The organism is Enterobacteriaceae endosymbiont of Donacia crassipes (genome assembly GCF_012569785.1).
Lineage (GTDB): Bacteria > Pseudomonadota > Gammaproteobacteria > Enterobacterales > Enterobacteriaceae.
In genome coordinates this window covers 353,405-379,434 of sequence record NZ_CP046202.1, presented here as the reverse complement: position 1 = coordinate 379,434, position 26,030 = coordinate 353,405, and the positions used below count along the sequence as shown (strand labels likewise).

Here is a 26,030-nt window from a genome sequence, read left to right as displayed (position 1 = left end):
TAATATTATGAAAAAAAAAAATAAAAATATTAGTTTATATTTAGATAAAAAAGATTTTAAAATTATAAATAAAATTTTAAATAATTATGAATGTAATAACGCAATGATTATTGAAACATTAATATTTTTTCAAAAAAAATATGGATGGATATCAGATAAAATTATTATTGATATTTCTAATATTTTAAATATAAATCCTTCTAAAATTGATAGTATAGCAACATTTTATAGTCAAATTTTTCGATCTCCAGTAGGTAAATATGTTATTAAATATTGTGATAGTATTGTTTGTTATATAACAAAATATAAAAAAATTTTAAAACATATTAAAAAAAAATTAAAAATTAAATCTGGAGAAACAACTTCTGATAAATTATTTACTTTAATACCTATATGTTGTTTAGGACATTGTGAAAATAGTCCTGTTATAATGATTAATGAAAAAATTTATACTTCATTATCTATTAATTATATAGATCAAATATTGGATAATTATATTAATGAAAATTATAAAACCAAATCCAGAAACACATCCTCTAACATGGCGTATTAATAAAAATAAAACATTATTTCTAAATAAATATATAAAAAAAGATGGTTATAAAATTTTAAGAAATAGTTTAATTAAAAATACACCACAAGATATAATTAATATTGTAAAAAAATCAAAATTAAAGGGTAGAGGTGGTGCTGGATTTTATACTGGATTAAAATGGAGTTTAATTCCTCCAAAAAAAAATGATGATGAAATTAGATATTTTTTATGTAATGCTGATGAAATGGAACCTGGAACATATAAAGATCGTTTTTTAATAGAACATATTCCACATCAATTAATAGAAGGAATAATTATAAGTGCTTTTGCTATACAAGCTAATAAAGGATATATTTTTTTAAGAGGAGAATATATAAAATGTATAAAAATTTTAAATATAGCGATAAAAGAAGCATATAATGCTAAATTTTTAGGAAAAAATATATTAGATAGTAATTTTGATTTTGATTTATACCTCCATACAGGAGCTGGAAGATATATATGTGGAGAAGAAACAGCTTTAATTAATTCTTTAGAAGGAAAACGTCCTAATCCTCGTTTTAAACCTCCATATCCAGCTACGATTGGTTTATGGGGTAAACCTACATGTATTAATAATGTTGAAACTATTTTTAATATACCTGGTATAATAAAATATGGACCTAAATGGTATCATAATATATCTAATAGTATATATGATACTGGTACAAAAATGTTAGGTTTTTCAGGAAATGTTAATACTCCAGGAGTATGGGAATTACCTTTTGGAACACCTGCTCGTTTAGTTTTAGAAAAATATGCAGGAGGAATGAAAAAAGGATTTTTTTTAAAAGCTTGGCAACCAGGTGGTGCAGGAACTGGTTTTTTAACAAAAAATCATTTAGATTTACCAATGGATTTTATAAATATTAGTAAAGCTGGTAGTAGATTAGGAACTGGTATATCTCTTGCGATAGACACAAGTATAAGTATTATATCTATATTAAAAAATTTAGAAATATTTTTTGCTAGAGAATCTTGTGGTTTTTGTACTCCTTGTAGGGAAGGTTTGCCTTGGATTGTTAAAATATTAAATAAACTAGAAAAAAAAAAAGGATTTAAAAAAGATATTTACCTTCTTAAGGATATAAGTAATCAATTAATTAATGGGGGAGCTTTTTGTGCTCATGCTCCGAGTGCGATGGAACCTTTAAATAGTGCATTGAAATATTTTTTAAATGAATTTAAATATGGAGTAATGAATTAAAAAATTTTTATATAAAAATTTTAACTTATATATTATAAATAATAAATTAAAATATTTTTTATACTACTAAATAGTAGTAAGGAATATATATTATGATTGATATTAATATAGAAGGTCAATTATATAAAGTTAGTGAAAAAGATAACTTATTAAAAATATGTTTATCTTTAGGTTTTGATATACCATATTTTTGTTGGCATCCTGTTTTAGGAAGTATAGGATCATGTCGCCAATGTGCAATAAAACAATCTGATGATCCAAAAAAAAAAAATGAATATATAATTATGTCTTGCATGTCTGCGCCTATCAATAATTCACATATTATTATTAATGATAGTGATTTAATTAATTTTCGTAAAAAAAATATTGAATTATTAATGTTAAATCATCCACATGATTGTCCTATTTGTGATGAAGGTGGTAGTTGTCATTTACAAGATATGACTGTCATGGCAGGACATAATAATCGTAGATATAATTTTCTTAAAAGAGAATATAAAAATCAATATTTAGGTCCTTTTATTTCTCATACAATGAATCGTTGTATTACATGTTATCGTTGTGTAAGATTTTATAAAGATTATGCAGATGGACAAGATTTTAATGTTTTTGGATCTAAAAATAATATTTATTTTGGTAGATATATACATGGTAGATTAAAAAATATATTTTCTGGTAATTTAATTGAATTATGTCCTACTGGAGTTTTTACAGATAAAGTTTATAATATAAATTATTCAAGAAAATGGGATTTACAATATGCTCCAAGTATTTGTCAAAATTGTTCATTAGGATGTAATATTTTTATTGGAGAACGTTACGGAAAACTGTCTAGCATACAAAATAGATTTCATGAAAAAATAAATCATTATTTTTTATGTGATAAAGGTTATTTTGGTTATGATTATACTTATTTAAAAAATAATCCTATTAAAATTATATATTATCAAGATAATAAAAAACTTATTTTTAATTATGATAAAATTTTAAAAAAAATTATCCATTTAATTTTAAATTCTAAAAATATAATTGGTATTGGCTCACCAAGAGCAAGTATAGAAAGTAATGTTATTTTAAAAAAATTAGTCGGAAAAAATAATTTTTATTTAGGTATTTTAAAAAATGAAAAAAAACAAATTAATTATATTATTGATATAATACAAAATACAGATATATATTTTCCTACATTATCTGAAATTGAAAATTATGATACGATTTTAATAATAGGAGAAGATCTAAGTAATACTAATCCTAGAGCTGCTTTAGCAGTTAGACAAGCTATAAAAAAATATTTTAATATTAAAAATAATAATTTAGATATTCCTTATTGGAAGGCTGATGCAATTTCAAATATGAGAAATAAAAAATTAAATCCGTTATTAATAACAAGTAATGATGAAACGTTATTAGATGATATTTCTTTATTGAATTATTATGCATCTACTTTAGATCAATCTATATTAATTTTTACATTAGCAGATTATATTAAAAATAATAATATCATTATAAATGATCCAATATTTAAAAAAAAAATTATAAAAATAAAAAAAATATTATTAAATTCTAAAAAACCTTTAATTATTTCTGGAACAAGTTCTAATTCTCTATCATTAATTTCAGCATCATATTCAATAGCCAAAGAATTATATAAAAAAAATAAAAATGTAGGATTATTTTATGTATTAAATGAAGTAAATAGTATGGGAACTGGTTTAATTAAAGGAAAATCTTTAAATAGTTTATTTCTAAAAAAAAAATCTATTACGCATATTAATTCTAATATAGATACTATTTTTATAATGGAAAATGATTTATATATTTATGAAGATAAAAATATACTTAATAATTTTTTTAAAAATATTCCTAATATAATTGTATTGGATCATATTGTTACTAGAACTATGAAAAAAGCTAATATAATATTACCAGTAACAAATTTTATGGAAAATAGTGGTACCGTTATTAATAACGAATGTAGAGCACAAAGATATTTTCAAGTTTATAATCCTTCTTTTTATAATAAAAATAATGATAGAAAATCTAGTTGGAAATGGATATATGAAATATATGCAAAATTAAATGGTTTCAATAAAAATATTACTTTAGATGAAATTATAAAAAAATGTGAAAAATATATCCCAATACTTAATGGTATTAATTTAGCAGCACCACCTGCTACTTATAAAGTATATAATAGAAAATTTGCAAGATCTTCTATTAGATATAGTGGGAGAACATCAATGTTTTCTAATATAAATATACATGAACCTCAACAACCTAAAGATAAAGATACTATTTTTAATTTTTCTATGGAAGGAAATTATGGTTCAGATATTAATTATACACATATACCATTTTTATGGGCTCCTGGATGGAATTCTTCCCAAGCATTACATAAATTTCAAAAAGAAATTGGCATTTCATCTAAATATGGTATTACAGGATTTAAAATTTGTAAAAAAAATAAATGTAAAATACATATTAAAAGAATATATCATAAAAATAATAATGTTAATCACAATAACCAATTAATAATTATTGCACATCAAAATTTATTTCAAAATAACAGTTTAATGCAAAAATCTAATTTAATAAAAAAATATTTTAAGAATTATTATGTAATTTTTAATAAAAATGATGCTAAACAATTAGGAATTTTAAATAATTATTTAGTTAAATTATATTGTTTAAATAATATTTTTATACTAAAAACACATATTTCAAAATTTTTAAATCAAGGCTTAATAAGCCTTCCATTAGGAGTTAAAAATATTCCATTATCTTTTTTAGGTAAAATTATTGAAAAAATAAAGGTATTAAAATGATATTTTTTTCTTTATTTAATTCTATAAAATTATTTTATGTATTACAAATATTATTTATATTATTATTATTATTAATAAGTAGTGCTTTTTTAAGTTTTATAGAAAGACGTATACTTGCTTTATTTCAAAACCGTTATGGTCCTAATAGAGTAGGATTATTTGGTTGTCTCCAAGTATTGGCTGATATGATAAAAATTATTTTTAAAGAAGATTGGAATCCAAATTTTTCAAATAAATTATTATTTAATTTAGCTCCTATTTTAGCATTTAATACATTATTATCTGTTTTTGCTATATTACCTATTACTCCATATATAATAATATCTAATTTAAATATTGGAATACTTTTTTTTTTTATGATGGCTAGTATTTCAGTATATTCGATATTATTTGCAGGATTAGCAAGTAATAATAAATATGCTTTATTGGGAGCAATAAGAGGAGTAGCACAAATTATTAGTTATGAAATTTTTTTAGGATTATCATTAATGGGTATTGTTTGTCAAACAGAATCTTTTAATTTGTTAGATATAATTTATTATCAGTATAAACATTATTGGAATATTATTCCTCAATTTTTTGGTTTTATACCATTTTTAATTGCTTCTATAGCATTATGTCATAGACATCCTTTTGATCAACCAGAAACAGAACAAGAACTTATTGATGGTTATCATATTGAATATTCTGGAATGAAATTTGGACTTTTTTTTATAGGAGAATATATTAATATAATAGTATTATCTTCTTTAATTGTTATTTTATTTTTTGGGGGATGGTTAGGACCATTTTTTACACCAATAATATGGTTTTTAATTAAAACTATTATATTTATAATATTATTTTTCTTAATAAGAGCATCATTGCCTAGACCTCGTTATGATAAAGTAATATATTTTGGATGGTTCATATGTTTACCATTAACATTAATTAATCTTATACTTACTGCATGTTTAACAAAATTTAAATAACTTTTTAAAATTAAATAATGAACATTAAAAAATTTTTTATTAATATAATAAGTCAAATAAGAAGTATTTTTTTTATTTTATTAAATCTCTTTAGTAAAAGAGAAACAATAATGTATCCAGAAGAAAAAATTTATTTACCACCAAGATATAGAGGTAGAATAGTATTAACATCTGATTTAGATAATAATGAACGTTGTGTTGCTTGTAATCTTTGTGCAGTTGTTTGTCCAGTTAGTTGTATAACTTTAAAAAAATCTATAAATAAAGATAAACGATCATATGCTAAATTTTTTAGAATAAATCTTTCTAGATGTATTTTCTGTGGATTTTGTGAAGAAGCTTGTCCTACATCAGCTATACAATTAATTCCAGATTTTGAATTATGTGAATTTAATAGAAAAAATTTAATATATGAAAAAGAAAATTTATTAATTAACAATCCCGGAAAAGATTTAAAATATAATTTTTATAATATTTCAGGAGTTAAAATTAAAAATAATAAAAAAAATAATATAGAAAATTCAAGTATAGAAGTAGATATAAAAAATATTTTACCATAATTTTAATTATAGAGGTATTTTATATGGAAATAATATTATATTTATTAGGATTTGTATCAATAATTTTTACATTTTTAATTATTATTAGTGTTAATCCTATTTATACATTGTTATATTTTTTAATTTCATTAATTTCAATATCATGTATATTTTTTTTATTAGGTAATTATTTTGCTGGAGCACTAGAAATTATTATATATACTGGATCTATTATTATATTATATATATTTGTTTTAATGTTTTTAAATTATAAAAATATTGAGTTAGAAGAAAAGTTTTTTTTTTACAAAAAAAAATTATTTTTAATTAATATTTTAATTATAAATTTCTTTTTTTTAATATTAATATTTTATATTTTAAAACATTTGTATACAAAAAAATTAATTATTCATAATTTTATTAATATACAAAATATTGGTATAAATTTATTTACACAATATAAAATTATTGTAGAATTAATATCTATACTTTTATTATCAGGTATAATTATTGTTTTACATATAGGAAATAAAAGAAAAAATTAAAATTTTATTTATTTCTATACAATAAAGAAGAATATAAAATGATACCTTTATATCATATTTTAATATTTATTATTATAATATTTATTATTGGATTAACAGGAATATTAATTAGAAATAATATGTTGTATATTTTAATTTGTACTGAATTAATGGTTAATGCTTCTGCTTTGTCATGTATAATTTCTGGTAATTATTGGAAACAAACAGAAGGAGAAATTATGTACATTATATCTATTAGTATATCAGCTATAGAAACTTGTATAGGTTTAATTTTATTAATAAAATTATATTTTTATAAAAATAATATTAATATTGATTCAATTAGTGAGATGAATGGATGAAATTACTTTTTTTAATTATTTTAATGCCATTAACTAGTTTCTTAATACTATCATTATTTTCTAATTATTTAAATAAAACTCAAATTTCAATAATAGGAGTTATTTGTATAGGTATAAGTGCAATATTAACATTAATAATAGGATATATTTTTTTAAAAAGTAAATTATTGTTTTATAAACAATTTTTATGGGAAATATTAAGTATTAATTCTCTACATATTAATTTCAATTTATATTTAGATATGTTATCTCTAACTATGTTATTTATTACTACATGGGTAGGATTTTTTATCCATATATTTTCTATTTGGTATATGAAAAATAAAGAAGGATATTCTAGATTTTTTGCATATACTAATTTATTTATTGCTAATATGACATTACTTATTTTAGCTGATAATTTTATTTTAATGTTTTTTGGATGGGAAGGAGTAGGAGTGTGTTCCTATTTATTAATAGGATTCTTTTATAAGAAATCATTAAATGGATTATCTGCTATAAAAGCATTTTTAATAACTCGTTTTAGTGATATTTTTTTAATTATTGGAATATTTTTTATATTTAAAATATTTAATACTTTTAATTTTTCAGAAATATTTAATATTTCAACATCATCCTTTATTTATTATAAAGCATATTATTTAAAAATAATATCTATAATGATTATTATAGGATCTTTAAGTAAATCAGCTCAATTTCCATTAAATACTTGGTTAATAGATGCGATGGTTGGACCTACTCCTGTATCTGCACTTATTCATGCATCTACTATGGTTACTGCTGGTATTTATTTAATTTTGCGTAATAATATTTTATTTTTAATGAATACCCGCATCTTGTTTTTATGTAGTATTATTGGTGCTATAACAATATTATTATCTGGTTATTCTGCGTTAATACAAAATAATATTAAACGTATTTTGGCATACTCTACAATGAGCCAAATTGGTTATATGTTTGTAGCATTAGGTATTAATTCATGGAAAGCTTCTTTATTTCATGTAATATCACATGCTTTTTTTAAAGCATTACTTTTTTTATGTGTTGCTTCTATTATTTCTTTATGTAGGAATGAACAAAATATATTAAAAATGGGAGGAATAAAAAAATATTTCCCATTTATATACTATATTTTTTTATTTGGTTCAATATCTTTAATTTCATTACCTTTTATTACTATGAGTGGTTTTACAAAAGAAAAGATACTATATGAAATTTTTGTAAATAAATATAATTTTCTACTTATTATTAGCTTTATAGGTAGTATTTTTACTGCTTTATATACTATTCGTATGATTTATAAAATTTTTTATGGTAAAAGTAATATTTATTTTAATAAAATTAAAAATAATACATTTATACATAATATTCCATTAATAATATTAACAATATTATCTAGTTATGTTGGTGTAACATTATTACCAATAAAACAAAAATTTTTATTTCCTAATAAATTATTAATTCTAAATCATAGAAATTATTTTGTTTTAGAAATAATATCTGTATTAATTTTAATTAATAGTTGTTTATTATATATTTTTTATATAAAAAATAATTTTTTAGTAAAAAAAATTATTAAAAATTATTATTATTATTTTTATTTTATAAATGATTTTTTTTTAAATGGTTATTATATAGATAATATTTATAAAAATTTATTTACAAATATTTTTAAACGATTTTTATCGTTAATAAAAAATGATCCTATTTCAAAAATAATAGATTATTTATTTATAAATTTATTAAATAAAATAGGATATTTATTATTAATAAGTGAAAATGGATATATTCGTTGGTATATATTATCTATATATATAGGAACAATACTAATTTTAGTATATTTAACAATATTTATTAATAATCAATATTATTTTATATAATAAATTTAATTTTTATATATTAAATAATAACAAATATAATTAGGAAATTTTATGTTATTACCTTGGTTTATATTAATCCCTTTTTTTAGTGGTTTAATTTGTTGGCAAAGTGAAAAAATAAATTCTAAATTTCCTCGTTGGATATCTTTAATTTCTATTAGTTTTATTTTTATAATATCAATTATTAAATTAATTTTATATACGTATTTTTTTAAAAATGATATATTTTTTATATATCCTACATGGATATCAGAATTCCAATTAAATTGGATTTCAAGATTTGGAATAAATTTTCATTTAGCTATAGATGGATTATCATTAATAATGATAAATCTAACTGGATTATTAGGTATCATGGCTGTAATATGTTCTTGGAATGAAATAAAAAAACTTCATGGTTTTTTTCATTTAAATTTATTATGGATTTTAAGTGGAGTTATTGGTGTATTTTTATCTGTAGATATGTTTTTATTTTTTTTATTTTGGGAAATAATGTTATTACCTATGTATTTTTTAATATCTTTGTGGGGACATAAAAATATTCAAGGAAATAGTCGTATTAAAGCAGCAACTAAATTTTTTATTTATACTCAATCTAGTGGTTTATTAATGTTATGCGGAATTTTAACTTTAGTTTTTTCTTATTATAAATCTACTGGCATATTAACTTTTGAATATGATGCTTTATTAAATAATCATTTAAATTTAAAAACAGAATTTTTTTTAATGTTATCTTTTTTTATTGCATTTGCGGTTAAAATGCCTATTATTCCATTTCATGGATGGTTGCCTGATGCACATAGTCAAGCTCCAACCGCAGGATCTGTTGATTTAGCTGGTATTTTATTAAAAACAGCTGCTTATGGTTTATTGAGATTTACATTACCATTATTTCCTATATCATCTTTAAAATTTTCATTTATTGCAATATTATTAGGAATATGTGGTATTTTTTACGGTTTATGGATGGCGTATATACAAAAAGATATAAAAAAAATTATAGCATATACGTCCATATCTCATATGGGATATATTTTAATAGGAATCTATAGTTTTAACAAATTAGCCTATCAAGGTGTAATTATACAAATGATATCACATGGTATTTCCGCTTCTGCACAATTTATTCTTTGTGGACAAATATATGAAAAATTAAAAACACGTAATATTCAATTAATGGGAGGGATATGGAATCATATAAATACATTACCGGGTTTATTTATTTTTTTTACTTTAGCTAGTATTGGCATTCCTGGAACAGGAAATTTTATAGGAGAATTTTTAATTCTATTAGGTGTTTTTTATAAAAATCCTATTTGTGCATGTATTTCTACTTTTAGTTTATTATTTTCTAGTATTTATGCATTAAATATGATACAAAAAATTTTTTATGGTTCTAAAACTAGAATAAATATTTTAGAAAAAAATATGTTTTTAAGAGAAAAAATTATTTTATTTATATTATTAATTTTATTAATAATTTTAGGTTTTTATCCACAATTTATTTTGAATATATCAAATAATACTATTAATAGTATATATAATAGAATTATAATGATTAATTATTAATTAAATTTATATATTATTTTTGATAAATTTTTAGATAAAATAGAAAATTTTATGACTAAATCATTAATACCATTAATACCTTTAACTATTATTATTATATCATTAATATTTTTATTAATTAAGATAATAATAAAACGTGATAATATTATAAGCTTAAGTATTACAATTATTGGATTTATATTTACAATAATATCTCTTTTTTATATACAAAATGATAATTTTTTTATAAATAATTTATTTTTACAAGATAAATATTCTATTTTTTATAAAATTATATTATTATTTCATAATATGCTAATATGTTTATTAGCTTATAAATGGTTATCTGTTATTAAATATAATAAAGATGAATTTTATTTATTGATTATAATTTCAACTATAGGAAGTTTAGTATTATTAGATTCAAACAATTTAATTTCAATGTTAATCGGTATTGAACTAATATCTATACCTATTTTTGGTCTTATATTTTATAACTTAAAATTAAAATATGCATTAGAAGCTAGTATTAAATATACAATAATTTCTACGTTAGTTTCATCATTCCTAATATTAGGAATATCTTTTATTTATTTAGATAATGGTAGTTTACATTTTATTAATTTATTAAATAATGATATAATTCATAGTTTTTTTTCTATAAATTATTTAACAATTATTGGTTTATTATTAATAATCATAAGTTTAGGATTTAAACTATCAATAGTTCCATTTCATTTATGGACTCCAGATGTTTATCAAGGATCACCAACTATTATTACATTATTTTTATCTACATTTAGTAAATTATCAATTTTTATATTTTTATTTAAATTTTTAATTAATTTTAGATATATTCATTATATGCAATCTTTTATATTGCAAATAATAATTTTATTATCAATATTATCAATATTATTTGGTAATATTATGGGCATTACAACTAAAAATAATATTAAACGTGTATTAGCATATTCATCTATAGCTCATATGGGATATATGTTTATAATATTAATTTATAATCAAAAATACGAAACGTATATTTTTTCATTAGAAATTATGGTAATATATGTTATTGGATATTTGATAAATAATTTAGGTATTTTAGGAGTAATGAGTATTTTTGCTAGTTTCAATGTTAATGAAATTAATATAGATAAATTATATTATTATCGTGGTTTATTTTGGTATGATCCTATTTTAACTTTTATTTTAACTATAATGTTATTATCTCTAGCTGGTATTCCTCTTACTATAGGATTTATCTCAAAATTTTATTTAATAGCTTTAAGTATAAAAATGAAAATGTGGTATTTAACATATATAATTATATTTGGAAGTTCTATAGGAATATATTATTATTTAAATATAATTATTAGTTTATATTTAAAACCATCTAAAATAAATAAAAAATTTTATCTTACTAAAACAAAAAATAATAATTATTATTTTTTTATAAAAAATTTATTATTATTATTTGCAATAATAACAATTATATTAGGACTATATCCTGAATTTTTAATAAAGTTTATTTTAAATTAAATTTTATAAAAAATAATTATTTAAAATATTTAAACTTTTTTTTTATAATTTTAAATAAAAAAAGACTTATTATTAATAATAAAAAAATAAATAAAAAGTATTGAATAATTTTAGTAGTATCCTTTATCCACTTAGATATAATTTCACCAAAAAAATATCCAGAAATAGTAAAAAAAATAGTCCAAATAAAAGCTCCAATAATATTTAAGAAAAAAAATTTTATACTAGAAATTTTAGTAATACCCATTGTTATAGGACTTATTAATCTAAATCCATAAATAAATCTTGTAATAATAATAAAAAAATAAGGATATTTTTTAAATAAAACACGATATTTTTGAATTTTTAAATTATAATTTTTAAAAAAAGATAAAAAATTTTTACTATATTTTTTACCTATAAAAAATAGTATTTGATTACTTAAGATAGAACCTACTATAGTAATAATTATAATATTATTTAAATTTAAAATTTTTTTATGAGCTAACATGCCAGCAATAATAATAAATGTTTCCCATTCAATTAAAGAACTTAATAATATTATAAAATAACCATATTTATACATTATTTTTGTTAAATTTATATCAAACATATTTGATATCATATTTTAAAATAGTTAATATATATAGTTTATTTCGGTGAGAAGGGGATTCGAACCCCTGATATGTTCCCATATACATACTTTCCAGGCATGCGCCTTCAACCACTCGGCCATCTCACCATAATTAATTAATAATTATTGTAAAAATATCAACAATATATTAGTATTACATACTATGTTAAAGAAAAAAAGATTAAAATTTAATTTTTTATTTTATGATTATGAAACCTTTGGTTTAAATCCTAAAAAAGATAGAATTGCCCAGTTTGCTTGTATACGTACTGATATTAATTTTAATATTATTAATAAACCTATAGTTCTTTATTGTAAATTATCTAGTGATTATTTACCTGATCCTCAATCAATTATTGTACATAATATAAACCCATATATGGTAAATTTGAAAGGATTACAAGAAAATAAATTTGCAAATTATATTAATAATATATTTCTATATCCAAATACTTGTATTGTTGGATATAATAACCTTTATTTCGATGATGAATTTAGTAAATTTTTATTTTATCGAAATTTTTATGATCCATATAGTTGGTTTTGGAAAAATAATAATAGTAGATGGGATATACTTAGTTTAGTTATAGCATGTTATATATTAAGACCTAATGGAATTTTTTGGCCTAAAATTAATAATATACCCATTTTTAATCTTGAAAAAATAGCAAAATTAAATAATCTGATACCATATAAGATTCATGATGCATTATCTGATGTATATACTACAATATCTATTACAAAATTAATTAAAAATAAACAACCATTGTTATATAAATATTTTTTTAAAAATAGAAATAAAGAAGAATTATTAAAAATCATAAATTTATCAAAAATTCAAATTTTAATTCATATTAGTAATCTTTACAAAAATAAAGATAATAATATAAATTGTATAACTCCATTATTTTGGCATCCACAAAATAAAAATATATTAGTTACTTTTAATTTAATAAAAGATGTAAATTATTTTTTACAAATTTTAAAAAAAAATAATCAATTATATCAAAAATGTATTTTTTCATATATAAAATTTATTAATTTAAATAAAGTTCCTTTATTATTACCATTTAATTTTTTAAAACAAATTGATATTAATCGTTTAAAATTTAATAATCTATTTTACATAAATAATTTTATTTTATTACAAAAAAATTTTTTAAAGATAAAAAATATTATAAAGTATTCTCTAATTAATTTTACTGTAAAATATATTAAAACTAATATTTATAATGTTGATGAACAATTATATAATAATTTTTTTTCTAATGAAGATTTATTAAAATTCAAACAAGTACATAATAAAAAATTTATTTTTTTAAATAAATTATCTTTTAAAGATCAAAGAGCTAATATTTTATTATTTAAATATAAAGCAAGAAATTTTCCTATAAAATTAAATGTGATAGAACAAAAAAAATGGAATATATATCAAAAAAATATATTTAATCGAAAATTTCTTCAAAAGTATATATGTAAAATTAAAAAACTTTTAAAAAAAAATTTTTGTAACAAAAAAAATCTAACTTTAAAAAAATTACTCAAATATGTTAAAAATTATTTTTATATAATATAATAAAATATTATGAAAATAATAAATGTTTTAATTTTAAATATTTAGTGTTTAAATATTTAAAATTATAAATATTGTAATTTACAATTAATGGTATTCTGTCAATAATATTTATTCCATATTTTTTTAAAATTTTAATTTTATAAGGATTATTTGTTAATAATTTAATATTCTTAATACCTAAAATTTTTAATATATTAATACAAGAAAGAAAATTTCTTTCATCTGCATGAAATCCTAATTTATAATTAGCTTCTACAGTATCTAATCCTTTATCTTGTAAATTATAAGCTTTAATCTTATTTAAGATTCCAATATTTCTTCCTTCTTGTCTGTGGTATATTAATATACCACAAGTTTCTTTAGCAATTCTATCTAAAGATAATTGTAATTGTAAACCACAATCACAACGTAAACTATAAAATGCATCTCCAGTTAAACATTCTGAATGTATTCTTGTTAAAATAGTTAAATTTTTGTTAATATTTTTTAAACCTTTTACTAAAGCAATATGATTATTACCTGTATTTATTTCTTCAAAACCTATAATAATAAATTTACCCCATTTTGTAGGTAATTTTGCTCTAGATATTTCTTTTATATTCATAAATATTTTCCTTTTTTTTAAAATTAAAATTTATAAAAAATAAATATTTATTTAATGTTTTAATAAAAAAATAATATTTTAAAAATTATTTTTATAAAAGAAAATAATTTATTATATTGAATTTTTTATTAAAATAATTTATTTATATAATAAACTATTATTTTTAGGAATTATATGAATTTATTAAAGTCATTAACGACAGTTAGTATAATTACATTGCTTTCTAGATTATTAGGTTTTATTAGAGATAGTCTTATTGCAAAAGTTTTTGGTGCTGGCATTTATAGTGATTCTTTTTTTATAGCATTTAAATTACCTAATTTATTAAGACGTATATTTGCAGAAGGAGCTTTTTCTCAAGCTTTTACTCCTATATTAGCTGAATATAAAAATAAAAGAAGTAATAAAAAAACAAAAAAATTTATTGCTTCTACATTAGGTATATTAATTATTATACTTTCTATAATAGTAATATTAGGTATATTATTTTCTTCCTTTATTATCTCTATAATTGCACCAGGTTTTGTAAATACAGATTTTAAATTAAAACTTACATCAAAAATTTTAAAAATGACTTTCCCGTATATTTTATTAATATCATTATCATCATTAGCAAGTTCTATTTTAAATATTTGGAAAAATTTTTTTGTACCAGCCATAACTCCTATTTTATTAAATGTAAGTATGATATTATTAATTATCATATTTCCTAATCTTTTGGAGCCATCAATATTAATTTTAGCTTGGGCTGTATTAATTGGTGGATTATCACAAATTTTTTATCAATTAATTTATTTAAAAAAAATAAATATGTTAATATTTCCAAGTTTTAAAAATTTTGATAAAGGAGTATTAAGAGTCTTAAAAAAGATGTGTACTGCAATTATTGGCGTAGCAGCAACACAAATATCTTTATTAATTAATTCTGCCTTTTCTTCTTTTTTAATTACAGGATCAATTACTTGGATTTATTATTCTGATCGCCTTATGGAATTACCTGTTGGTATGTTTGGTATTGCATTAACAATTGTATTATTACCTGCTTTAACTGATGCTTATACTCAAAACAAAGAAAATGAATATAATCAATTAATGGATATAGGTTTGCGTTTATGTTTTTTATTAATAGTACCTAGTTCATTAATTTTAGGATTTTTATCAAAATTATTATTAATTTCATTATTCCAATATGGAGCATTTACTTATTTTGATGTATTAATGACTCAAGTTAATATTATTATATATTCTATTGGAATATTATTTTTAATAATTGCTAAAGTTTTAGCAATAGGATTTTATGCTAGACAAGATGTAAAAACACCTGTTCAAATTAATATATTAATTTTAGTTATTACTCAATTTATGAGTCCTATATTTATTTTTTTTCTACATCATATAGGATTTCCTATATCAATATGTATTGCTGCTTTTTTAAATGTAATTTTATTATATAAAATATTAATTAAAAGAAAATTATATAAACCAGAACATGGTTGGTTATATTTTTTATTTCGAATTTTAATAGTTACAGTAATTTTAAGTATTATTTTATTATTGATTGCTAATCAAGTTCCTGAAAAATGGTTAATTTTATCTTCTTTTAAAATACGTATTATTTATTTATTAAGTATTTGTTCTATAATTTTTATGTTATATATTTTTATATTATTTTTATTAGGTTTTCGTATAAAAGAATTTTCTTTAAAAAATATAATAAAATAATTATATTTATAATTATAAATTATAAATTTTAATTTAAATATTATATGAAATATATTTTTTATATTAGTTTCAGTATTAATATTTTTTTATTAAAAAAAATTTTTTATATTTTTATTTTATTAAACTTATTTAAATTTTCAGAATTAAAATAAATAATATTTATAGGTTTTTATTATGAGAAAACAAAAAAATTTAATTCATTTAACATGTACAAAAAATAATTATAAAGGTTTATATATAACACAAACAGCATTTTTACAAATAAATAAAATAATTAAAAAAAATAATAGTAAAGGAATAAAATTATTTTTAAAAAAATCTGGCTGTTTTGGATTTAAATATAATATTTTATTATTAGATAATTTATTAAATAATGAAATTATATTTCAAAAAGATACAATATGTATTTTTATTAATAATAAAGATCTTATTTTTATAGATGGTACTATTATTAATTTTACAAAAAATAATTTTCATCAATCTTTCCAATTTTATAATAGTAAAATTAAACAATTTTGTGGATGTAAAAAAAGTTTTACTTTTAAATAAAAAAAAAGAATAAATAAAATGAATATTAATTCTAAATATTTAAAAAAAAAAAATATATATAAAGAAGGATTTTTTACTAAATTAAAAAATAAAAAATTTGTTCCAGGTATTAATATGGATATTATATATAAAATTTCTAAAATGCGTAATGAACCAAAATGGATGTTAGAATTTAGATTAAAAGGATATAATTCTTGGATAAAAAAAATAGAACCTCATTGGTTAAATGGAAATTATAAAGAATTAAATTATCAAAAATATATTTATTATTCAGCTCCCTTATCTACTAAATTAAATAGTGATAAAAACAAATATTTTACATCTGAAGTTAAAAAGACTTTTCATAAATTAAAACTTCCTATTAAAGATAACTCAGATATAGCAATTGATGCTATTTTTGATTCAGTTTCAGTTATTACAACTAATCAAAAAAAACTTTTAGATAAAGGAATTATTTTTTGTTCATTAAATTATGCAATTAAACATTATCCTAAATTAGTTCAAAAATATTTAGGTTTTGTAGTTCCTGCTGATGATAATTTTTTTGCATCATTAAATGCAGCTGTAATTTCTGATGGTACATTTATTTACATTCCAAAAAATACAAAATGTCCTATAGATTTATCTACTTATTTTAGAATTAATCAAAAAAATATTGGTCAATTTGAACGTACTATTTTAATTGCAGATGAAAACAGTTATCTAAATTATATAGAAGGTTGCTCTGCTCCAATTAGAAATAATTCTCAATTACATGCTGCTGTAGTTGAGGTAATTTTACATAAAAATGCACAAGTAAATTATTCAACTGTACAAAATTGGTTTTCAGGTACTAAAAAAAATAAAGGAGGTATCTTAAATTTCGTAACTAAAAGAGCAATATGTTATGGAAAAAATAGTAAAATGTCTTGGACACAATCAGAAACAGGAGCAGCTATTACTTGGAAATATCCTAGTGTTATTTTAAAAGGAGATAATTCTGTTGGAGAGTTTTTTTCTGTGTCATTAACTAACGGCAATCAACAAGCTGATACTGGTACTAAAATGATTCATATAGGTAAAAATACAAAGTCAACAATTATTTCTAAAAGTATTTCTACAGAAAAAAGTAAAAATACTTATCGTGGATTAGTTTATATTAATAAACATGCTGAATATTCTCGTAATTTTACTCAATGTGATTCAATTTTAATTGGTTCTAAATGTAGTACACATACATATCCTAATTTAAAAATATTAAATAATACTGCACAAATTGAACATGAAGCTTCCACTTCTAAAATAGAAGAAGATCAAATTTTTTTTTGTTTACAAAGAGGATTAAATATGGAAGATGCTGTTTCTCTTATTATTAATGGATTTTGTAGAGAAATTTTTGTAAAATTTCCTTTAGAATTTGCAGTTGAGGCACAAAAATTATTATCTATTCATTTAGATAATAGTATAGGATAAAATAATATATTTAGTAAATAATAATTTAAAAAAATTATGTTAAAAATTAAAAATTTACGTGTTAATATAAATAATAAAATTATTTTAAATGAATTTAATTTATCTATAAATTCAGGAGAAATTCATGCTATTATGGGACCTAATGGATCTGGGAAAAGTACTTTATCATATGTAATATCTGGTAAAAAAGAATATATTGTTACTAAAGGAGAAATATTTTTTAAAAAAAAAAAATTATTAAATTTAACACCAGAAATTAGAGCAAGAGAAGGTATTTTTGTTTCTTTTCAGTATCCTATAGAAATACCTGGAGTTACTAATAATATATTTTTATATAATGCTTTAAAAGCAATAAAAAAATATAGGAATAATAATATATTGGATAGATTTACTTATAATAAAATTATAAATGAAAAAATAAAATTTTTAGGGAAAACAAAAGATTTTTTACAACGATTTGTAAATGTTGGATTTTCTGGAGGAGAAAAAAAAATTAATGATATATTACAAATGTTTGTATTAGAACCAAATTTTTGTATTTTAGATGAAATTGATTCTGGATTAGATATAGATGCTTTAAAGTTAGTATCTAAAATAATTAATTTTATGAAAAATAAAAATAGATCATTTTTAATTATTACACATTATCGTCGTATTCTTGATTATATTAATCCTGATTATATCCATATATTATATAATAAAAATATTATAAAATCAGGAAATATGAGCATTCTTTCTGATTTAGATCAATATGGATATGGGTATATTAATGAAAGATAATATCTATAAAAAATTAAAAAATCTTTATAAATTAAATAAAAAATATTTTTATTCTAATAAATCAAAAATGGATTTATATAAATTAAAAAATTTTTTAAAAAAAGAATTATTATATGATAATCAAAAATTATTATTTAAATATTTAAATAATAATTTATTAATTAACTCGAAATCATTACCTATTAATAATAATAAATTATTTAAACTATTATTTCCAATAGATGCAATTATATTATTTTTTATTAATGGTAAAATTGATAAAATTATTAGTAATATAGATAATAAATATTATAAAATCCATATTAACTCATATAATGATATTCATAATAGTAATTTTTTAAAAAAAGATATTTATCATTATTTATCTGAATCTTTTACTAAAGAAAATATAATAATTAATATTAATCATATAAAAAATATTAAGGGTAAAAAACCATTATATATAGTATATTTTAATGATAAAAATAAAAAAAATGAAATTGCTATATTTAATTATAGAAATTTTATTTATATAAAAAATACTTTTTCTACTATAATAGAACATCATATAAATACAGATAAATCATATATTAATAATATTTATAATACTTTTATTATAAATGATAATTCTAAATTAGAACATTATACTTTTATTACTAATTATAATAATAAAAATAATAATAATTTTTGTTCTATTAGTAATGAATTTCTTTTATATAACAATGTTTTTTATAAAAAATATGATGTATTAATGTCAAATCAATATATTCATCAAAATAATAATTTTCAATTTTTAGGAGAAAAAACAAAATTAATATATAACAGTCTATTATTTTCCAAAAATTCTAATATAATAAATGTAAATAATCATTTAGAACATAATAAAAAAAATTCTTGTAGTGTACAATTACATAAAGCAATTGCTCTAGATCAATCATTAATAAATTTAATAGGATTATTAAAAATTAATAAACACGCTATAAAAACTAATGGACAACTAAATTATAGTAGTTTATTATTAAATAAGTTATCTAGAATAAATATTCAACCTGGTTTAGATATCTTAAATGATAATGTAAAATGTACACATAGTGTTTTTACAGGTAAAATAGATTATAATCAAATTTTTTTTCTAAAAACTAGAGGTATAAGTTTTAAAAAGGCATATAATATTTTACTTATATCTTTTATATTAGATTCTTTAAATGAAATTAATAATATTATTATAAAAAATGAAATTTTACAAAAAATATCGTTTTATTTATCAGTAGAGAATTTTATAAATGAGTTTTAATATAAAAAATATTAGGAAACAATTTCCTATTTTTTCAAAAAAAATAAATGGAAATAAACTTGTTTATTTGGATAATGCAGCTACTGTACATAAACCAAAAAAAGTAATTTCTTCGTTAAATAATTTTTATAAAAATGAATATTCTTCAGTAAATAGAAGTATTTATAGTTTAAGTATAAATGCAACAAAAAAAATGGAACAAGTACGCACCCAAATAGCTTGTTTTATTAATGCAAAATATACAGAAGAAATAATTTTTACTAAAGGCACTACAGAAAGTATTAATTTAATTGCTAATACTTGGGGTGTAAAGAATATTTCATCACATGAAAATATTATTATATCTGAAATGGAACATCATTCCAACATTATTCCGTGGAAAATATTATCTCAAAAAATAGGATTTAATATTCGTGTTATACCATTAAATAAAAATGGAAATTTAGAATTATATAAAATTAATGAATTAATTGATCAAAACACTCGTTTAATTTCAATCACATATATTTCTAATGTTTTAGGAACTATTAATCCAGTTAGAACTATAATAAAATTAGCTAAGAAAAAAAATATTATTACTTTAATTGACGGTGCTCAAGCAATTTCAATTCAAAAAATTGATGTTCAAGAATTAGATTGTGATTTTTTTGTATTTTCAGGTCATAAAATTTTTGGTCCTACTGGTATTGGTGTATTATATGGTATAAAAAAAATACTAAAATCTATTCCTCCATGGCAAGGAGGAGGTGGAATGATTATAGATATATATCAAAATAATCCTATCTGGGAAAGAATACCTTGGAAATTTGAAGCAGGTTCTCCTAATATATCTGGCATAATAGGGTTAGGTGCGGCTTTATCATGGTTTATGTCATTTAATATAAATGATATTATTAAACATAATCAATATTTAACAGAATATGCTTTAAAAAAATTTAGTTCTATTACAAATATTAAAATTTTTGGACAAAAATATTCTAATATTAATAGAATTGGTATAATTGCATTTAATTTAGTTAATTATCATTCCTACGATATAGGTAATTTTTTAGATCAATATGGTATTGCTATACGTACTGGTCATCATTGTTCTATTCCTGTTATGAAATTTTATAAAGTAGAATCTATGTGTAGAATTTCTTTTTCTATTTATAATAATAAAAGTGATATTGATTATTTTATAGATAGACTAATATATATAAAAAATTTATTAAATCGATAATAATATATGTCATGTAATTTACCTAGTCAAAATGAAATTGAAAATAATTTTTTAAATTGTAGTAATTGGGAAGAAAGATATCTTTATTTAATAGAATTAGGCAATCAAATTCCTATCTTATCAAAAAAAAAACATTCTTTAAAAAACTTTGTTCCAGGATGTCAAAGTAGAGTTTGGATTTTAATAGAAATTGATTTAAATAATAATATAAAATTTAAAGGTGATAGTGATTCTTCTATTATTAGAGGACTATTAACAATGATTTTTATTTTTTATAATAAAAAAAATTATAACGAAATTATTAATTTTAATATTAAAACTTATTTCAAAAATTTATCTTTTGATAAATATTTAACAACTTCTAGATTAGAAGGAATAGATATTATTATAAAAACTATTAGAAACAAATTAAAAAAATTAATTCATAAATAAATTTAAATAAGATTATTTGATAAAAAAAATATAATAAATTTTATTAAAATTTATAGTTTTTAATTAAATATATTCAGGAAATATAAATTTTATGAAAAAAACAAAAATAGTATGCACTATAGGGCCTAGTTCAGAATCTAAATATATTTTAACTCAATTTTTAAAATTAGGCATGAATGTTGCTAGATTAAATTTTTCACATGGTAATCATGATAATCATCAAAGAAGAATAAATACCTTAAAAAATGTGATTAAGGAAACAGGAATACATGCAGCAATTTTATTAGATACAAAAGGTCCTGAAATACGTACTATGAAGTTATATAAAGGAAAAGATGTAGATTTACAATCTGGAAAAATTTTTACATTAACAACAAACCAAACAATTATTGGTAATAATAAATGTGTTGCAATCACATATCCTTATTTAATTCAAGATTTAAAAATTGGAAATAAAATATTAATAGATGATGGTTTAATCGCTATGGAAGTAATGAAAATAATTGATAACGATATTATTTGTAAAATATTAAATAATGGAAAATTATCAGAAAATAAAAGTATTAATTTACCTGGTATATCTATTAATCTGCCTTCTTTATCTGAAAAGGATAAACATGATTTAATTTTTGCATGTCAAAATAAAATAGATTATATTGCAGCTTCTTTTATTCGTAAAAAACAAGATATTTTAGAAATAAGAAAATTTTTAAAAAAACATAACGGTAGTAATATTCAAATTATAGCTAAAATTGAAAATCAAGAAGGATTAAATAATTTTAATGAAATATTAAATGTATCTGATGGAATAATGGTTGCAAGAGGGGATTTAGGAGTAGAAATTCCTGTAGAAAATGTAATTTTTGCTCAAAAAATGATTATAAAAAAATGTAATTTTTTAGGTAAAATAGTTATAACAGCAACACAGATGTTAGATTCTATGATTAAAAATCCTAGACCAACTAGAGCAGAAGCAGGTGATGTAGCTAATGCTATTTTAGATGGAACTGATGCTGTAATGTTGTCTGGAGAAAGTGCTAAAGGAGAATATCCATTAGAATCTGTATCTATTATGTCTACAATTTGTGAAAGAACAGATATTACTATGGATAATAGAATTAATTATTATCGTAATGATGACATGAGTATTACAGATGCTGTATGTCGTAGTGCAGTTGAAATAGCAGAAAAATTAAAAGCTCCTTTAATAATTGTAGCTACTCAATTAGGTAAATCAGCTAAAGCTATTAGAAAATATTTTCCTAGATCAATAATTTTAGCTTTAACTACAAATAAAAAAACAGTAAAACATTTAATTTTAAGTAAAGGAATAATACCTAAATTAGTTAATAAAATATCATCTACAGATGATTTTTATATAATAGGTAAAAAAGTAGCATTATTTAGTAAATATGCAACAAAAGGAGATGTTATTGTAATGGTTTCTGGTGCTTTAGTACCTAGTGGGACTACAAATACAACTTCTGTACATATTATTTAAAATTTTTAAAAATAAAAAAATTATAGTTATAATTTATATTTACAAATAATTTTTTTTAATTTTTTTTACAATAAGATTTAATTTTTTAACTGTATAATCTATTTCTTTTTCAGTTGTAAATTTACCAAAAGAAATGCGAATAGAACTTTGGATTAATTTAGGATTTAATCCTAAAGATTTTAATACATAAGATAAATAATATTTATTTGAATTACATGCAGAAGAAGTAGATATTGCAATATTTTTCATTTCTAATATAAGTATTTTATTAAAAATATTTTTAAAACCTATATTTATTATATAGGGAGAACTATTTTTAAAACTACCATTTAAATATACACCTGAAATATTTTTTATTCCATTCCATAATTTTTGTTTTAACAATGTTATTCTTTTTTTTTCTTTTTCCATTATAGAATTAGCAATTCTTAATGCTGTAGACATACCAATTATCTGGTGTACAGCTAAGGTTCCTGATCTTAGACCGTTTTCTTGTTCACCACCATGTATTAATGGTAACAAATTTATTTTTTTTTTATTATCTTTTATGTATAAAACACCTACACCTTTAGGTCCATAAAATTTATGAGCTGAAAATGATAATAAATCAATATTCATATTTTTTAAATTAAATAAATATTTACCTACACTTTGTGTAGCATCTACATGAAAAAATATATTTTTTTTTTTACAAATACAACCAATTTGATTTATATCATTAATGGTACCTATTTCATTATTAATATGCATTATAGATACTAATATAGTTTTATTTGTGATTTTTTTTTTTAATATATTTAAATTAATTTTTCCTATACAAGAGTTTTTAATATATATGATTTTTATACCTAATTTTTTTACAAAATTACAAGTTTCTAATACAGCTTTATGTTCTATTAAACTTGTAATAATATTTTTATTTTTATAATTTATATAATTAAATGCAATTCCTTTAATTGCTAAGTTAATAGATTCTGTTGCACTAGAAGTAAAAATTATTTCTTCTTTTTTACTCCCGATAATATCGGATATATTTACTCTAGCATTTTCAATAGCATTTTTTGCATTTATTCCAAATGAATGTAAATAAGAAGAAGGATTGCCAAATATTCCTTTTATAGTAAAATAATTTTTCATATCTTTTAATACTTGTTTATCAACTGGTGTTGTAGAAGCATAGTCTAAATAAATTAATTTTTTCATAATTTTATAATATAAATTTAATTTGAATATTTTTTAAAAAAAATTTTTGTTAAAATAAATATTATATATTGTGTAAATTAAAAATTAAATATTTTAATATATAAAATATAATTAATTAGGTTTTTTTATGAAAAAAGAATTTTTAACATCACAAACTACTGTTTTTATTTTTGATTCTGGATTAGGTGGAATTACAATATATAATTATATTAAAAATATTTTTTTGAATATAAATTTTATTTATTTATTAGATAATAAATATTTTCCATATGGGAATAAATCAAAAAATTTTATTTTACAACGTTTAATTAAAATTTTACAAAAAATTTCATTACATCATGATATTACATTAGTAATTATAGCATGTAATACAGCTAGCATTACAAGTTTACCTGAATTAAAAAAATACTTTAGTTTTCCTATTATTGGTGTAACTCCTGTTATTGATTTAGCTATTACAAAAACAAAAAATAAAATAATTGGTTTTTTAGCTACAAATACTACACTACAAAATTATAAAATACAAAATAAAATACATTTATTAAAAGGAAAATATATAATAAAAATTATATCATCTCCTAAATTAGTTTTTTTAGCAGAACAAAAGTTATTAGGAGATAAAATTATATTAAATGAGATAAAAAAAATTTTTTTCTCTTGGTATAAATTAAAAATATTTCCTGATACTATCATATTAGGTTGTACTCATTTCCCATTAATTAAAAATGAATTAAAAATTATTTTTCCTAAAAATATAAAATTTTTGGATGCTAAAAAATATATTATTTATAAATTTAAACAACTAATTAAATATAATAAAAATTTATCAAATACAAAAAAAAATATTGTTTATTTTACAAAAATAGATAAAAATATAAACAAAATAAAGAATATTTTTTTGAAAATAAATTTTCATATGTTTAAAAAATTTAGAACATAAAATATCTTTTATAAAAATTAAAATAAAATACTTGACTATTTATTTAATAGATGTAATATGATTATTACTAATTTTATAGTTCTTTAAAAATTTATAAAAAACTTTTGAGGACACTCTCTTTAAAGAGAGTATTAAATTTATAAGTTTATTTTAAATAAAATTTATGAATTTATTTTGTTAAATTGTTTATA

Annotated in this window: 23 protein-coding genes and 1 tRNA gene; 20 read left to right on the top strand and 4 right to left on the bottom strand. The window is 19.1% G+C overall.

The annotated features are described in order from the left end of the window. The first annotated feature begins 7 nt into the window (after positions 1–7). The 10 genes from nuoE (at position 8) to GJT95_RS01825 (ending at position 11,972) form a co-directional block, all read left to right on the top strand. On the top strand, positions 8–553 hold the full coding sequence (gene nuoE, locus GJT95_RS01870) for an NADH-quinone oxidoreductase subunit NuoE (protein ID WP_169786074.1): 546 nt from the start codon (positions 8–10) through the stop codon (positions 551–553). After that, on the top strand, positions 501–1,781 hold the full coding sequence (nuoF, locus tag GJT95_RS01865) for an NADH-quinone oxidoreductase subunit NuoF (RefSeq protein WP_169786073.1): 1,281 nt from the start codon (positions 501–503) through the stop codon (positions 1,779–1,781). The genes nuoE and nuoF overlap by 53 nt, the downstream gene beginning before the upstream one ends. 92 nt (positions 1,782–1,873) lie before the next feature. Then, positions 1,874–4,606, top strand: a complete 2,733-nt coding sequence (gene nuoG, locus GJT95_RS01860; RefSeq protein ID WP_169786072.1) for an NADH-quinone oxidoreductase subunit NuoG — start codon at positions 1,874–1,876, stop codon at positions 4,604–4,606. Beyond that, complete coding sequence (gene nuoH / locus GJT95_RS01855) at positions 4,603–5,577, top strand: NADH-quinone oxidoreductase subunit NuoH (RefSeq protein ID WP_169786071.1); 975 nt, start codon at positions 4,603–4,605, stop codon at positions 5,575–5,577. The genes nuoG and nuoH overlap by 4 nt, the downstream gene beginning before the upstream one ends. A 17-nt stretch (positions 5,578–5,594) precedes the next feature. Beyond that, positions 5,595–6,137 carry an NADH-quinone oxidoreductase subunit NuoI gene (gene nuoI, locus GJT95_RS01850; RefSeq protein WP_169786070.1) on the top strand — a complete coding sequence of 181 codons (543 nt, stop codon included), beginning with the start codon at positions 5,595–5,597 and terminating at the stop codon, positions 6,135–6,137. A gap of 23 nt (positions 6,138–6,160) precedes the next feature. Beyond that, a complete protein-coding gene (locus GJT95_RS01845; protein WP_169786069.1) occupies positions 6,161–6,661 on the top strand; it encodes an NADH-quinone oxidoreductase subunit J in 501 nt (166 codons plus the stop codon). Positions 6,662–6,699: 38 nt separating this feature from the next. Beyond that, entirely contained in the window at positions 6,700–7,002 is a 303-nt protein-coding gene (gene nuoK / locus GJT95_RS01840) for an NADH-quinone oxidoreductase subunit NuoK (RefSeq protein ID WP_169786068.1), read from the top strand. Then, on the top strand, positions 6,999–8,882 hold the full coding sequence (gene nuoL / locus GJT95_RS01835; protein WP_169786067.1) for an NADH-quinone oxidoreductase subunit L: 1,884 nt from the start codon (positions 6,999–7,001) through the stop codon (positions 8,880–8,882). The genes nuoK and nuoL overlap by 4 nt, the downstream gene beginning before the upstream one ends. A 51-nt stretch (positions 8,883–8,933) precedes the next feature. Next, on the top strand, positions 8,934–10,451 hold the full coding sequence (nuoM, locus tag GJT95_RS01830) for an NADH-quinone oxidoreductase subunit M (RefSeq protein WP_169786066.1): 1,518 nt from the start codon (positions 8,934–8,936) through the stop codon (positions 10,449–10,451). A 51-nt stretch (positions 10,452–10,502) separates the two neighbouring features. Next, positions 10,503–11,972 (top strand): NADH-quinone oxidoreductase subunit N, encoded by a 1,470-nt coding sequence (locus tag GJT95_RS01825; RefSeq protein WP_169786065.1) that lies wholly within the window; start codon positions 10,503–10,505, stop codon positions 11,970–11,972. Positions 11,973–11,988: 16 nt separating this feature from the next. Here the strand turns inward: GJT95_RS01825 and GJT95_RS01820 are convergent, their stop codons facing one another. Beyond that, complete coding sequence (locus GJT95_RS01820; RefSeq protein WP_169786064.1) at positions 11,989–12,564, bottom strand: DedA family protein; 576 nt, start codon at positions 12,562–12,564, stop codon at positions 11,989–11,991. Positions 12,565–12,608: 44 nt separating this feature from the next. Further along, positions 12,609–12,693, bottom strand: a tRNA-Ser gene (locus GJT95_RS01815). Between the two features lie 55 nt (positions 12,694–12,748). Here GJT95_RS01815 and sbcB point away from each other — a divergent pair. Next, on the top strand, positions 12,749–14,161 hold the full coding sequence (sbcB, locus tag GJT95_RS01810; protein WP_169786063.1) for an exodeoxyribonuclease I: 1,413 nt from the start codon (positions 12,749–12,751) through the stop codon (positions 14,159–14,161). 7 nt (positions 14,162–14,168) lie between these two features. Here sbcB and ribA read toward each other — a convergent pair whose 3' ends face one another. Next, a complete protein-coding gene (gene ribA / locus GJT95_RS01805; RefSeq protein ID WP_169786062.1) occupies positions 14,169–14,765 on the bottom strand; it encodes a GTP cyclohydrolase II in 597 nt (198 codons plus the stop codon). A 174-nt stretch (positions 14,766–14,939) separates the two neighbouring features. Between ribA and murJ the strand changes: the two genes are divergently transcribed. From murJ to pykF, 8 genes are all read left to right on the top strand, one after another. Continuing rightward, positions 14,940–16,487 (top strand): murein biosynthesis integral membrane protein MurJ, encoded by a 1,548-nt coding sequence (murJ, locus tag GJT95_RS01800; RefSeq protein ID WP_169786061.1) that lies wholly within the window; start codon positions 14,940–14,942, stop codon positions 16,485–16,487. A 174-nt stretch (positions 16,488–16,661) separates the two neighbouring features. After that, a complete protein-coding gene (locus GJT95_RS01795; RefSeq protein ID WP_169786060.1) occupies positions 16,662–17,036 on the top strand; it encodes an iron-sulfur cluster assembly accessory protein in 375 nt (124 codons plus the stop codon). An 18-nt stretch (positions 17,037–17,054) separates the two neighbouring features. Continuing rightward, complete coding sequence (gene sufB, locus GJT95_RS01790; protein WP_169786059.1) at positions 17,055–18,488, top strand: Fe-S cluster assembly protein SufB; 1,434 nt, start codon at positions 17,055–17,057, stop codon at positions 18,486–18,488. Between the two features lie 36 nt (positions 18,489–18,524). After that, complete coding sequence (gene sufC / locus GJT95_RS01785) at positions 18,525–19,268, top strand: Fe-S cluster assembly ATPase SufC (RefSeq protein WP_169786058.1); 744 nt, start codon at positions 18,525–18,527, stop codon at positions 19,266–19,268. Continuing rightward, the gene (locus GJT95_RS01780) at positions 19,240–20,541 is read left to right on the top strand and encodes a SufD family Fe-S cluster assembly protein (protein ID WP_169786057.1); all 1,302 of its coding nucleotides are present in this window, start codon (positions 19,240–19,242) and stop codon (positions 20,539–20,541) included. The genes sufC and GJT95_RS01780 overlap by 29 nt, the downstream gene beginning before the upstream one ends. Further along, positions 20,531–21,763 carry a SufS family cysteine desulfurase gene (locus GJT95_RS01775; RefSeq protein ID WP_169786056.1) on the top strand — a complete coding sequence of 411 codons (1,233 nt, stop codon included), beginning with the start codon at positions 20,531–20,533 and terminating at the stop codon, positions 21,761–21,763. Before GJT95_RS01780 ends, GJT95_RS01775 begins: the two co-directional genes overlap by 11 nt. 6 nt (positions 21,764–21,769) lie before the next feature. Further along, entirely contained in the window at positions 21,770–22,195 is a 426-nt protein-coding gene (locus GJT95_RS01770; protein ID WP_169786055.1) for a SufE family protein, read from the top strand. A gap of 91 nt (positions 22,196–22,286) precedes the next feature. Beyond that, positions 22,287–23,696: a pyruvate kinase PykF gene (gene pykF / locus GJT95_RS01765; protein ID WP_169786054.1), complete on the top strand. Its 1,410-nt coding sequence runs from the start codon at positions 22,287–22,289 to the stop codon at positions 23,694–23,696. 39 nt (positions 23,697–23,735) lie between these two features. Here the strand turns inward: pykF and GJT95_RS01760 are convergent, their stop codons facing one another. After that, the gene (locus GJT95_RS01760) at positions 23,736–24,899 is read right to left on the bottom strand and encodes a cysteine desulfurase family protein (protein WP_169786053.1); all 1,164 of its coding nucleotides are present in this window, start codon (positions 24,897–24,899) and stop codon (positions 23,736–23,738) included. Between the two features lie 127 nt (positions 24,900–25,026). Between GJT95_RS01760 and murI the strand changes: the two genes are divergently transcribed. Continuing rightward, positions 25,027–25,839, top strand: a complete 813-nt coding sequence (murI, locus tag GJT95_RS01755) for a glutamate racemase (RefSeq protein ID WP_169786052.1) — start codon at positions 25,027–25,029, stop codon at positions 25,837–25,839. Positions 25,840–26,030 lie beyond the last annotated feature (191 nt).

Coding starts and splice junctions, on each gene's coding strand:
- GJT95_RS01775 (WP_169786056.1), top strand. CDS start 20,531: ATGAGTTTTAATATAAAAAATATTAGGAAACAATTTCCTATTTTTTCA.
- sufB (WP_169786059.1), top strand. CDS start 17,055: ATGAATATTAATTCTAAATATTTAAAAAAAAAAAATATATATAAAGAA.
- GJT95_RS01825 (WP_169786065.1), top strand. CDS start 10,503: ATGACTAAATCATTAATACCATTAATACCTTTAACTATTATTATTATA.
- nuoK (WP_169786068.1), top strand. CDS start 6,700: ATGATACCTTTATATCATATTTTAATATTTATTATTATAATATTTATT.
- GJT95_RS01780 (WP_169786057.1), top strand. CDS start 19,240: ATGGATATGGGTATATTAATGAAAGATAATATCTATAAAAAATTAAAA.
- GJT95_RS01820 (WP_169786064.1), bottom strand. CDS start 12,564: ATGTTTGATATAAATTTAACAAAAATAATGTATAAATATGGTTATTTT.
- nuoL (WP_169786067.1), top strand. CDS start 6,999: ATGAAATTACTTTTTTTAATTATTTTAATGCCATTAACTAGTTTCTTA.
- nuoE (WP_169786074.1), top strand. CDS start 8: ATGAAAAAAAAAAATAAAAATATTAGTTTATATTTAGATAAAAAAGAT.
- GJT95_RS01770 (WP_169786055.1), top strand. CDS start 21,770: ATGTCATGTAATTTACCTAGTCAAAATGAAATTGAAAATAATTTTTTA.
- murJ (WP_169786061.1), top strand. CDS start 14,940: ATGAATTTATTAAAGTCATTAACGACAGTTAGTATAATTACATTGCTT.
- nuoH (WP_169786071.1), top strand. CDS start 4,603: ATGATATTTTTTTCTTTATTTAATTCTATAAAATTATTTTATGTATTA.
- pykF (WP_169786054.1), top strand. CDS start 22,287: ATGAAAAAAACAAAAATAGTATGCACTATAGGGCCTAGTTCAGAATCT.
- GJT95_RS01795 (WP_169786060.1), top strand. CDS start 16,662: ATGAGAAAACAAAAAAATTTAATTCATTTAACATGTACAAAAAATAAT.
- nuoF (WP_169786073.1), top strand. CDS start 501: ATGAAAATTATAAAACCAAATCCAGAAACACATCCTCTAACATGGCGT.
- sufC (WP_169786058.1), top strand. CDS start 18,525: ATGTTAAAAATTAAAAATTTACGTGTTAATATAAATAATAAAATTATT.
- GJT95_RS01760 (WP_169786053.1), bottom strand. CDS start 24,899: ATGAAAAAATTAATTTATTTAGACTATGCTTCTACAACACCAGTTGAT.
- sbcB (WP_169786063.1), top strand. CDS start 12,749: ATGTTAAAGAAAAAAAGATTAAAATTTAATTTTTTATTTTATGATTAT.
- nuoM (WP_169786066.1), top strand. CDS start 8,934: ATGTTATTACCTTGGTTTATATTAATCCCTTTTTTTAGTGGTTTAATT.
- GJT95_RS01845 (WP_169786069.1), top strand. CDS start 6,161: ATGGAAATAATATTATATTTATTAGGATTTGTATCAATAATTTTTACA.
- nuoI (WP_169786070.1), top strand. CDS start 5,595: ATGAACATTAAAAAATTTTTTATTAATATAATAAGTCAAATAAGAAGT.
- nuoG (WP_169786072.1), top strand. CDS start 1,874: ATGATTGATATTAATATAGAAGGTCAATTATATAAAGTTAGTGAAAAA.
- ribA (WP_169786062.1), bottom strand. CDS start 14,765: ATGAATATAAAAGAAATATCTAGAGCAAAATTACCTACAAAATGGGGT.
- murI (WP_169786052.1), top strand. CDS start 25,027: ATGAAAAAAGAATTTTTAACATCACAAACTACTGTTTTTATTTTTGAT.